This window comes from Kocuria sp. 2SI (assembly GCF_005502825.1).
Classification (GTDB): domain Bacteria; phylum Actinomycetota; class Actinomycetes; order Actinomycetales; family Micrococcaceae; genus Kocuria; species Kocuria palustris.
In genome coordinates, this window is the sequence record NZ_SCNB01000037.1 from 1 (window position 1) to 10291 (window position 10291).

Annotated in this window: 10 protein-coding genes and 2 pseudogenes; 11 read left to right on the top strand and 1 reads right to left on the bottom strand. The window is 67.8% G+C overall.

The features are described from left to right. The first annotated feature begins 240 nt into the window (after positions 1–240). From FFS25_RS12910 to FFS25_RS14200, 11 genes and pseudogenes are all read left to right on the top strand, one after another. The gene (locus FFS25_RS12910) at positions 241–1155 is read left to right on the top strand and encodes a cation diffusion facilitator family transporter (RefSeq protein WP_053447560.1); all 915 of its coding nucleotides are present in this window, start codon (positions 241–243) and stop codon (positions 1153–1155) included. Between the two features lie 54 nt (positions 1156–1209). Next, on the top strand, positions 1210–1893 hold the full coding sequence (locus tag FFS25_RS12915) for a DsbA family protein (RefSeq protein ID WP_053447559.1): 684 nt from the start codon (positions 1210–1212) through the stop codon (positions 1891–1893). A gap of 51 nt (positions 1894–1944) precedes the next feature. Further along, on the top strand, positions 1945–2589 hold the full coding sequence (locus FFS25_RS12920) for a vitamin K epoxide reductase family protein (RefSeq protein ID WP_053447558.1): 645 nt from the start codon (positions 1945–1947) through the stop codon (positions 2587–2589). Positions 2590–2741: 152 nt separating this feature from the next. Continuing rightward, the gene (locus tag FFS25_RS12925) at positions 2742–3113 is read left to right on the top strand and encodes an ArsR/SmtB family transcription factor (RefSeq protein WP_053447557.1); all 372 of its coding nucleotides are present in this window, start codon (positions 2742–2744) and stop codon (positions 3111–3113) included. Then, on the top strand, positions 3110–5059 hold the full coding sequence (locus FFS25_RS12930; RefSeq protein ID WP_137803207.1) for a heavy metal translocating P-type ATPase: 1950 nt from the start codon (positions 3110–3112) through the stop codon (positions 5057–5059). Before FFS25_RS12925 ends, FFS25_RS12930 begins: the two co-directional genes overlap by 4 nt. Then, complete coding sequence (gene lspA / locus FFS25_RS12935; RefSeq protein WP_053447555.1) at positions 5056–5574, top strand: signal peptidase II; 519 nt, start codon at positions 5056–5058, stop codon at positions 5572–5574. The genes FFS25_RS12930 and lspA overlap by 4 nt, the downstream gene beginning before the upstream one ends. 135 nt (positions 5575–5709) lie before the next feature. Then, the gene (locus FFS25_RS12940) at positions 5710–6315 is read left to right on the top strand and encodes a cadmium resistance transporter (protein WP_053447554.1); all 606 of its coding nucleotides are present in this window, start codon (positions 5710–5712) and stop codon (positions 6313–6315) included. 239 nt (positions 6316–6554) lie between these two features. Next, the gene (locus FFS25_RS12945) at positions 6555–7118 is read left to right on the top strand and encodes a class I SAM-dependent methyltransferase (RefSeq protein WP_283957224.1); all 564 of its coding nucleotides are present in this window, start codon (positions 6555–6557) and stop codon (positions 7116–7118) included. After that, positions 7115–7642, top strand: coding sequence for a DinB family protein (locus tag FFS25_RS12950; RefSeq protein WP_053447552.1), 528 nt, complete (start codon positions 7115–7117; stop codon positions 7640–7642). Before FFS25_RS12945 ends, FFS25_RS12950 begins: the two co-directional genes overlap by 4 nt. A 253-nt stretch (positions 7643–7895) precedes the next feature. After that, positions 7896–9083, top strand: a pseudogene (locus FFS25_RS12955) (IS256 family transposase); the annotation flags it as partial. A gap of 56 nt (positions 9084–9139) precedes the next feature. Beyond that, positions 9140–9403, top strand: a pseudogene (locus FFS25_RS14200) (transposase); the annotation flags it as partial. Between the two features lie 6 nt (positions 9404–9409). Here FFS25_RS14200 and FFS25_RS12965 read toward each other — a convergent pair. Further along, positions 9410–10291, bottom strand: an 882-nt coding sequence (locus tag FFS25_RS12965) for an IS30 family transposase (RefSeq protein WP_137803208.1), incomplete at its 5' end; no start/stop codon positions are given.

The window sequence follows — 10291 nt, forward strand, 5'->3', positions numbered from 1 at the left end:
CTGCGCGATCGGCAACATCGCTCCGAACGCCTACGAAGCCGCCGCCTCCGCTACACTCCCGGAAGCGGCATAACCGAAATGACACCGTGTCCAAGATTCAGGGTCAAGGCCCAAGCTGGCCCACGCGTTGGAGGATCTGCTGGGCACGATCCTGACCGTCGAGTCGGTGTGCCGGTGCGGGACACCCGAGTGTGCCGCCGAGGATCTCGCCGATGACGCCACCACCCAGGAGGTTCCGGCATGAGTGGAGAGCACAACCATTCCCACGCCGGCACCGGGCGGCGGGGGAAGCTGGCGGTGGTGTTCGCGATCACCGCCACGATCATGGTCGCGGAGATCATCGGCGCGGTGATCTCGGGCAGCCTGGCGCTGCTGGCCGATGCCGGACACATGTTCACCGACTCGGCCGGACTGCTGATCGCCCTGACCGCCGCGACCTTGGCGCTGAAACCGGCCACCGACAAACGCACCTGGGGGTACCAGCGCGCCGAGATCGTCGCCGCGGCCGCCCAAGCCTCGGTGCTGCTGGCCGTGGGCGGATTCATCGCCGTCGAAGGGGTCCGCCGGCTGTTCGACCCCCCGGAGGTCGAGTCCACGGCCATGCTCTGGTTCGGGGTGATCGGGCTGGTCGGCAACATCATCGGGTTGGCCATCCTCGCCTCGGGCCGGGGGGAGAACCTGAACATGAAGGCCGCGTTCCTGGAAGTGGCCAACGACGCCCTGGGCTCGGTAGCAGTGATCGTCTCCGCGATCGTCATCGCCACCACCGGCTGGACCCAGGTGGATGCGATCGTGTCCCTGCTGATTGCCGCCCTGATCGTCCCCCGGGCCCTGATCCTGCTGCGCGACACCATCGAGGTCCTGATGGAAACCACCCCGAAGGGCCTGGACCTCGATGAGGTCCGCACCCGCCTGGAAGCCCTGCCGCACGTGGTGGGCGTGCATGATCTGCACGCCTCGCGCATCGACTCCGACACCCCGGTGCTCTCGGCCCACGTCACCATCCACGACGGCTGCCTGACCGCTGAGCACGCCGGTGTCGTGCTGGCGGATCTGCAGGCCTGCGTGGCCCGTGACTTCCACGTGGCCATCGAGCACTCCACCTTCCAGATCGAACCGGCCTCCCACCGCCACGATGAGACCCTCCACCCCTAGTGAGCCTCCACCCCCGGTACGCCCCGCTCCCTGAACGCAGAACGGAAACCCCCTGTGAGCACAACCGTCAGCACCATCACCCCACAGCAGAAGTCCTCGAAGGCCAAGATCATCGTGTGGGTCCTCCTGGCCGCCGTCGTGGCAGCCGTGGCCATCCCCATCCTCATCGCCCGGGCCAACTCCACCCCGGCGGTGCCCGATGACGGGGGACAGGTGGTTCGGGAGAACAGCCGGGTGCTCTCCCAGGCCCCGAACGAACAAGCCGTGCTGGTGGAGTTCCTGGACTATGAGTGCGAGTCCTGCCGGGCCGCCTACCCCGTTATCGAGGAGCTGCGGGCCGAATACGCCGACACCGTCACCTTCGTTCACCGCTATTTCCCGTTGCCTGGTCACCGCAACTCCATGAACGCCGCCCTCGCGGTCGAGGCCGCCGCCCAGCAGGGCCAGTACGAGGCGATGTACCAGCGCATGTACGAAACCCAGACCGAATGGGGGGAGTCGGCCGAGGACCAGAGCGCGGTCTTCCGCGGCTTCGCCGAGGACCTCGGCCTGGACATGGCCGCCTTTGATGCCGCGATGGCCGATCCGGCCACCCAGGAGCGCATCGAGCTCGACGTCGCTGACGGTGAGGCTCTGGGCGTGGGCGGAACCCCGATGTTCTTCCTCGATGGGGAAGTGCTCAACCCGGAGACGCTGGAGCAGTTCCGAGCCGAGATCGAAGCCGCCGCCACCAGCTGACTCACTCCGTCACCAGACCACCGACCGCTTGCACCCTCGAGGGGCCCTCCCATGACTGATTCCACGACCATCGACCGCCCCCACGGCAGCGAACCCGACGGGCAGGCGCACCTGCCCGGCTTCGCCCGCCACCGCCCCTTCGCCCTGACCTTGCTGGTGACCGGGGTGATCGGGTGGATCGCCTCAGCGATCCTGGTGCTCGAGCGCTTGGAGCTCTACCGGGACCCCGACCACGTCACCAGCTGCGACATCAACCCGTGGGTGTCCTGCGGTCAGGTCATGGGCACCTGGCAGTCGGAGCTGTTCGGCTTCCCCAACCCGCTGATCGGCATCATCGCCTTCGCCGTGGTCATCACCACCGCCATGGCGGCCCTGGCCGGGGCACGGTTCGGGCGCTGGTACTGGATCGGCCTGCAGATCGGAGTCACCGCTGGCATGGTGTTCGTGATCTGGCTGTGGTCCCAGGCGCTGTTCACCATCTACATCCTGTGCCTGTACTGCATGATCGTGTGGGCGGCGATGATCCCGCTGTTCATCCTGCTCACTGTGCGCAACCTCGCCCACGGCATCATTCCCGCCCCGCCCCGGTTGGTGCGCTTCGCTTCCGAGTGGGCCTGGACCCTGGTGGCGATCACTTACGTGGCCGTGGCCGCCTCGGTGTTCTTCCGCTTCTTCACCGCCTTCACAGGCCTCTGACCAACCCCTGAGCGACCTCGGCCCCGGTATCCCTGAAGGAGGGGCGCCAGGGTCGTGTGCTGTCGGGGGGCAAGAGGGCTGCGGCGCACGGAGGCAAACAACATTACATTGCCCCGGTCCGATCAATCGGTTTTAAGCGATACCATCGGGTCATGCCGAATATTAGTTGTGCGACCGGCCTGGACCCGGCCGTGGCCCTGTTCCATTCCCTGTCCGATCCCACTCGCCTGACCATCGTGGCCCGCTTGGCCGCCGGAGAGGCCCGGGTGCGAGATCTGGTGGAGCAGACCGGACTAGCACAGTCCACCGTCTCGGCCCATGTGGCCTGTCTGCGGGACTGCGGGCTGGTAGCCGGCCGGTCCGAGGGCCGCCAGACCTTCTATGCCCTGGACCGCCCGGAGCTGATGGACCTACTGGCTACCGCCGAAACCCTGCTGGCGGCCACCGGGTCGAAGGTCGCACTGTGCCCGAACTACGGCCGGGACGCCCAGCAGGCCCAAGAGAACCAGGGGGTTGTTCGATGAGTGATGCTTGCTGCGCCCACGACGATCCCGCTCACCACGAGGAGGCGGAGACGGAGCCGGTTGGTTTCTGGCAGGTGAGCGAGGTGCGGTTCGCTACCGCGGCCGGAGCGCTGCTGGCAGTCGGGTGGTTCATCCACCTCCTGGAGGGCTCGGAGTGGTTGACCACCGTCGTGAGCGTGGTGGCGCTGGGGTTGGCGGGGTGGACGTTCGTGCCTTCCACCGTGCGCCAGCTGGCCAAGGGCCGCATCGGGGTCGGCACGTTGATGACGATCGCCGCCGTCGGGGCGGTAGCCCTGGGTGCGATCGAGGAGGCGGCGGCGCTGGCCTTCCTCTACGCGATCGCCGAGGCGTTGGAGGAGTACTCGGTGGCGCGCACCCGGCGCGGGCTGCGTGCGCTGCTGAATCTGGTCCCGGATCGGGCCACGGTGCTCCGTGGCGGGGTGCAGGTCACCGTGGCCCCGGCCGAGCTGGTCCTGGGGGATCGGATGGTGGTCCGTCCCGGGGAGCGGGTGGCCACTGACGGACGGATCCTCACTGGCCGCACCTCGGTGGACACCTCGGCGTTGACCGGGGAGCCCGTGCCGGTGGAGGTCGGACCGGGTTCGGAGGTTTACGCCGGGTCCATCAACGGCACCGGCCCGCTGGAGGTGGAGGTCACCAGCACGGCCGAGGAAAACTCTCTGGCGAAGATCGTGCACATCGTCGAGGCCGAACAGTCCCGCAAGGGCCCCAGCCAGCGGCTGGCCGATGCCATCGCCAGCAAGCTGGTGCCGGGAATCCTCATCGCCGCGGCCCTGATCGTGGCTTACGGGTTCATTGTCGGGGAGCCGCTGCTGTGGTTCGAACGCGCCTTGGTCGTGCTGGTGGCCGCTTCCCCGTGTGCGCTGGCGATCTCGGTGCCCGTCACCGTGGTTGCCTCGGTGGGGGCGGCCAGCCGCATCGGGGTGCTGATCAAGGGCGGGGCCGCGGTGGAGACCCTGGGCAAGATCCGCACCATTGCCTTGGACAAGACCGGCACCCTCACCCGCAACAACCCGGCCGTCATCGAGGTCGCCACCACCGCCGGGGCGACCCGAGAGCGGGTGCTCTCTCTGGCGGCTGGGCTGGAGGCCGCTAGCGAACACCCCCTGGCCCGGGCCATCCTCGCCGCCACATCTGAGCGCGCCGAGGTGACCCACGTGGACACCGTTCCCGGGGCCGGGCTGTACGGCACCTTCGAGAGCGCGCGTCTGCGCCTGGGCCGCCCCGGATGGATCACACCCGGGCCCCTGTCCGCCGAAATCGAGCGGATGCAGCGCGCCGGGGCCACGGCCGTGCTCATCGAGCAGGACGGCAAGGTGCTTGGGGCGATCGCGGTGCGTGATGAGCTGCGCCCGGAGGCCCGAGAGGTGATTACCCGGCTCAACCGCGCCGGATACACCACCGCGATGCTCACCGGGGACAACACCCTCACCGCCACCGCCCTGGCCGAGGCCGCCGGCATCACTCAGGTCCACGCCGACCTGCGCCCGGAGGGCAAAGCAGAGATCATCCGCACCCTCAGGGAGCAGCGCCCCACGGCGATGGTCGGTGACGGCGTCAACGACGCCCCGGCCCTGGCCACCGGTGACATCGGCATCGCCATGGGCGCGATGGGCACCGACGTGGCCATCGAGACCGCCGACATCGCCTTGATGGGCGAGGACCTCCACCACCTGCCCCAGGCTCTCGACCACGCCCGGCGAACCCGGTCGATCATGCTGCAGAATGTCGGGGTGTCCCTGGCGCTGATCGCAGTGCTAATCCCCTTGGCTCTGTTCGGCATCCTGGGGTTGGCCGCGGTGGTGCTGGTGCACGAGGTGGCCGAGATCTTGATCATCGCCAACGGGGTGCGCGCCGGCCGGATCCGCCGTGACACTGCGCGCCTGGCCGCCCAGCCCGCCCCGGCCCTGGAACCGGCCGCATGAGCGACGCACCCCCGCCCCGCACCAGCGCCTCGAGCAGACCGGAGACCCGCAGCAGGAAAGTCGTTCTGCTGGTCGGGGCGGCGGCGCTGGCCGCCGTCGACCTGATCCTCAAAGCCGTGGCCGAAGCCCGGCTTGCGAGCGGCGAGACGGTGGATCTGGGGCTGCTCACGCTGCGCCTGCACCACAATCCCGGGGTGGCCTTCGGCCTCGGGGCGGGCCTGCCCGATTGGGTCGTCATCGCCGCGACCGGACTGATCATCGCGGGGCTGACCTGGTACCTGCTCACTACGGCACCCGCCTTCACCCGGCTGGCCCGTACGGGAGCGACCCTATTGCTCGGGGGCGCGGCTGGGAACTTCCTCGACCGCCTCGACGGCAACGGGGTAGTGGACTACCTGCACACCGGATGGTTCCCCACCTTTAACCTCGCCGACGCCTTCGTCACCACCGGGGTCGTTGTCTTCGTCTTGGGCGCGCTGCTGGCCCCGGAACCCCGCCCCGACCCCACCGAGTAGCGGGCCACCTCACTGCCCACGACCTGCCACCAGGGCCGCCGAGCCGGTTCGCGCCCCGCACGGATGCCGCCGCATCCGAAGGACTGCACAGCAGACGTGAGACAGGGACCTTCCATCCCCGACAAAAGACAAGTTATGGACTTCATCTCCCCCGTGATGCAAGCGATCGGCCTGTTCGCGGCCACCAACATCGACGACATCATCGTGCTCTCCCTGTTCTTCGCCCGCGGAGCCGGGGTCCGAGGCACCACCGTCAAAATCGGGATCGGCCAGTACGTAGGCTTCGGCGGCATCCTGATCGCCTCCGTGCTGGTGACCCTGGGCGCCAGCACCTTTTTGCCGCCCGAGGCCATTCCCTACTTCGGCCTCATCCCCCTGGTCCTCGGCCTCATCGCGGCCTGGAAGGTCTGGCGCAGCGACGACGATGATGACGATGACGAGGGGAAGGTCGCCGGCAAACAGGTCAGCATCTGGACTGTCGCCGCAGTCACCTTCGCCAACGGCGGGGACAACATCGGGGTCTACGTGCCCGTATTCGTCACCGTGGGCCCGACCGCGATGGTGGCCTACTGCATCGCCTTCCTGGCCATGGTCGCGGTGCTGGTGGCCATCGCCAAGTACGTCGCCACCCGCAAACCCATCGCCGAGGTCCTGGAACGGTGGGAACACATCCTGTTCCCGATCGTGCTGATCGGCCTGGGCGTGGCCATCCTCCTCGAGGGCGGGGCCTTCGGCCTCTAACCCACTTGCCGGCTGAGCTCAGCCCCACGACGGGACGCTGGCCCTCCGCGCCCGCCCCGGGGCGGCGTGAACGGCCAGGTCGTCCCACCTCCTGCCTGGACGGTTCACTGCCGTCGATGGTGAAACTAGGCTCGGCGGAAACCATGCGGGTGCGCTAAGAGGTGGAGACCATGCCAAGGATGTCCGCGCTGGAGGCCTTCTTCTGTCGCAGCGCGCCATGGGCTCTTGTGGCCCGGCGGATGGTTCCCTGGGCGACCCAGGGGTTCCCCGTCACCGGGGACGTGCTGGAGATCGGTGGAGGCAGCGGTGCGATGGCCGAAGCCATCGCCCGAGCCCATCCCCGGGTTCGGCTCACCACGACCGACGCCGACCCGGCGATGGTCGAAGCCGCCCAGGACCGCCTGGCCGGATTCCCCCTGACCCAGGCGCGTCAGGCCGATGCCACTCGGTTGCCCTTCGAGGACGAGTCGTTCGACACGGTTCTGAGCTTCCTGATGCTCCACCACGTCATCGAGTGGGAACGCGCGGTGGCCGAGGTGGCCCGGGTTCTGCGACCGGGCGGGGCCTTCGTGGGATACGACCTGCTGGCCTCACGGATGGTATCTCTGGTGCACCGTGCCGATCGGTCACCGCACCGGCTCATCGAACCTGGAGCCTTCGAACCAGTCCTCGACCAGGCCGGCCTGGACCCACTCGCCCTCCGGCTGTCCTTCGGCGGGCCGGTCGTGCGCTTTGTCGCCCACAAGCCGGGCAATGCCCAGGACGCTTCCGGCAACGACATCACTTCCAGGAGCAGCCGATGAACAGCGCGCCCATCACCCCCGAGACCATCCATGAGGAGCTGGAGCGGGTTCGCGCGGACTTCCATGCCCTGGTCACTGAAGCGACCCCTGCGGATCTGCGCCGGCCCTCGTCGGGCACCCGGTGGACCAACGGGCAGCTGCTGTTCCACATGTTCTTCGGCTACCTCATCGTGCGCCGCCTGCTACCCCTGGTGGGCAGGTTGCCCGATCCGGTCAGCCGCATCTTCGCCCGAGCACTGGAGGCCGGCACCCGAGCTTTCCACGTCATCAACTACCAGAGCGACCGGGGTGCGGCCCGGGTGATCCACGGCCCGCGGCTGATCCGGTGGTTCGACCGCACCCTCGACTTTCTGCAGGCCCGGCTCAGAATCGAGTCGGAGGATGCGCTGGCCCGCGGGATGCACATGCCGGTGCACTGGGATCCCTACTTCCGGGACTGGATGAGCCTGGCCGAGATCTACCACTACGACACCCAGCACTACGACCACCACCGTCAGCAATTGACGCTCAGCCGAGCACCGTGAACCCGCTCCGATTCACGGACCTGGTGATGCATGTTGCGGTTCCGGCGTGGACATCGTGCACGTCTGCTCCACGTCACCGCGGGAACCGCTGAAGGCGCTGGTCGGGCCATCCTGATCCCAGGGATGTGCCGGTACCTCGATAGCCTGGGTTAAAGGGACTGTACGTTTTTCGGTGTAACTCCCGAACTGGGAGGTATGACCGATGGATGACGTGATGGCATCGCAGAACGTGGAGGTTCAGGAGCCCGTGACCATGACTGGGGAGCAGCGGCAGGGCGCCGAGCATCGCGGCAAGGAGGTGCCGGCGGTGGACCGGGCTCTGGTGGCGCAGCTGGTGGCCGGTGCCCGAGAGCAGGGCCTGGACCTGGCCGGGGAGAACGGGCTGCTGGGCCAGCTGACGAAGCTGGTGCTGGAGTCGGCTCTGGAGGGCGAGATCACCGACCACCTGGGCTACGAGCCCCACGAGCGTGGCGGATCCAGCGACGGCAACAGCCGTAACGGCACCCGGGCGAAGACGGTGCTGACCAAGGCTGGGCCGGTGGCGGTCGAGGTGCCCCGCGACCGTGCCGGGACATTCGAGCCGGCCATTGTGAAGAAGCGGCAGCGGCGGCTGGGCAGCGTGGAAGACATGGTGCTCTCACTGTCCGCCCGCGGGCTGACACACGGGGACATCAGTGCACACCTGGTCGAGGTCTACGGCGCGGACGTGTCCAAGACGACGATCTCCACGATCACGGACAAGGTCCTCGAGGGCATGTCCGAGTGGCAGAACCGTCCGCTGGACCCGGTGTATCCGGTGGTCTTCGTGGACTGCATCCACGTGAAGGTGCGTGACGGTCAGGTCGCCAACCGGCCAATCTACATCGCCCTGGCCGTGACCGTGGACGGCAACCGCGACATCCTCGGGCTGTGGGCCGGGGACGGCGGAGAGGGCGCGAAGTACTGGCTGCAGGTCCTGACCGAGATCAAGAACCGTGGGGTCGAGGATGTGCTCATGCTCGTCTGCGACGGTCTCAAGGGCCTGCCTGATTCCGTGGCCACCGTGTGGCCGGCCACGATCGCGCAGACCTGCGTGGTGCATCTGATGCGCAACAGCTTCCGCTACGCCGCCCGGCAGGACTGGGACGCGATCTCGCGGGCCCTCAAGCCCGTCTACCAGGCCGCGACCGTGGCCGAGGCCGAGGAGCGCTTCTTGGAGTTCCAGGAGAAGTGGGGTCGGAAGTACCCGGCGATCGTGCGGCTGTGGTCCAACTCCTGGGCGGAGTTCGTGCCGTTCTTACAGTTCGACCGCGAGATCCGTCGGGTGGTGTGCACCACGAACGCGATCGAGTCGGTCAACGCCCGCATCCGCAAGGCCGTCAAGGCGCGTGGCCACTTCCCGAACGAGCAGGCCGCGCTCAAGTGCGTCTATCTCGCCGTGATGGCCCTGGACCCGACCGGCAAGGTGAATCGCCCCGGGTCTGGTGGAGGCTCTGATTCCACGGGAGGATGAGGAGCATGGCAGCACCGAGGAAGTACCCGGACGAGCTTCGGGAGAGAGCCACGAGGATGGCTGTTCAGGCGCGACGGGATCCATCGACGAGGTCGGGCACGTTCCGTCGTGTGGGCGAGCAGCTCGGGATCAATCCCGAGACTCTGAGGAATTGGGTCGTGCAGGCCGAGGTTGACGAGGGGCACCGTCCCGGGACCACGACCAGCGAGTCCCAACGCCTGGTCGAGCTGGAGAAGGAAGTGTGTGAGCTGCGCCGGGCGAACTCGATGGCGCATTCAAGCGGTGGGCGCAAGGAACTCTGTGAGCTTCTCTGATGGTGTCAGATAGCCCAGCGTCTTGCGGGGGCGTCCGTTGAGGCTGTCCTGGATCGCGTCCAACTCCTCGCGGCTGACGACGCTCAGGTCGGTGCCTTTGGGCAGGTACTGGCGCAGCAGGCCGTTGGTGTTCTCGTTGCTGCCGCGCTGCCAGGGCGAGTGAGGATCGCAGAAGTAGATCGGAATGCCCGTGGCGGTAGTGAACGCAGCATGCTTGGCCATCTCCGCGCCCTGGTCCCAGGTGATCGTTCGGGCCAAGGAGGACGGCAGCTTGCTGACCGCCTCGCGCATTGCTGCCTCGACCTGCTCGGCGCTCTTGCCATCGGGCAGGTGCAGCAGCAATGTCATCCGTGTCGAGCGCTCGACGAGCGTCCCGACAGCGCTGCGGCTGCCCTGACCAAGGATGAGGTCACCCTCCCAATGCCCGGGCACTGCACGGTCGTCGGCTTCGGCAGGGCGCTGGCTGAGCATCACCATGCCGGGGATGCGGCCACGACCCTCGATGGCCCCGCGAGGCTTGCGAGCCGTCCTTCCGGACCGCAGGCACCGGGCCAGTTCACGGCGCAACTCGCCTCTGCCCTGCACGAACAGCGACTGGTAGATCGTCTCGTGGCTCACACGCATCTGCGGATCATCGGCATGATCCAACCGCAGGCGCGCTGCGATCTCCTCAGGTGACCACAACTGCTCCAGCCGACTGGCGACCTCCTCGAGCAGCCGGCCCGACGCAAGCTTGAACGGCTTCGGCCGACGAGTCTGCTGGCGGGCACGTTCATGTGCGCGCCAAGCCGAGTATTCGCAGCGGCCTCCGCCGCGCTTGACCTCACGGCTGATGGTGGACAC

What these genes read in the sequence shown, in the direction of transcription:
- FFS25_RS12940 (WP_053447554.1), top strand. Translation starts at nt 5,710, where the DNA reads ATGGACTTCATCTCCCCCGTGATGCAAGCGATCGGCCTGTTCGCGGCC.
- FFS25_RS12920 (WP_053447558.1), top strand. Translation starts at nt 1,945, where the DNA reads ATGACTGATTCCACGACCATCGACCGCCCCCACGGCAGCGAACCCGAC.
- FFS25_RS12930 (WP_137803207.1), top strand. Translation starts at nt 3,110, where the DNA reads ATGAGTGATGCTTGCTGCGCCCACGACGATCCCGCTCACCACGAGGAG.
- FFS25_RS12910 (WP_053447560.1), top strand. Translation starts at nt 241, where the DNA reads ATGAGTGGAGAGCACAACCATTCCCACGCCGGCACCGGGCGGCGGGGG.
- FFS25_RS12925 (WP_053447557.1), top strand. Translation starts at nt 2,742, where the DNA reads ATGCCGAATATTAGTTGTGCGACCGGCCTGGACCCGGCCGTGGCCCTG.
- lspA (WP_053447555.1), top strand. Translation starts at nt 5,056, where the DNA reads ATGAGCGACGCACCCCCGCCCCGCACCAGCGCCTCGAGCAGACCGGAG.
- FFS25_RS12950 (WP_053447552.1), top strand. Translation starts at nt 7,115, where the DNA reads ATGAACAGCGCGCCCATCACCCCCGAGACCATCCATGAGGAGCTGGAG.
- FFS25_RS12945 (WP_283957224.1), top strand. Translation starts at nt 6,555, where the DNA reads ATGGTTCCCTGGGCGACCCAGGGGTTCCCCGTCACCGGGGACGTGCTG.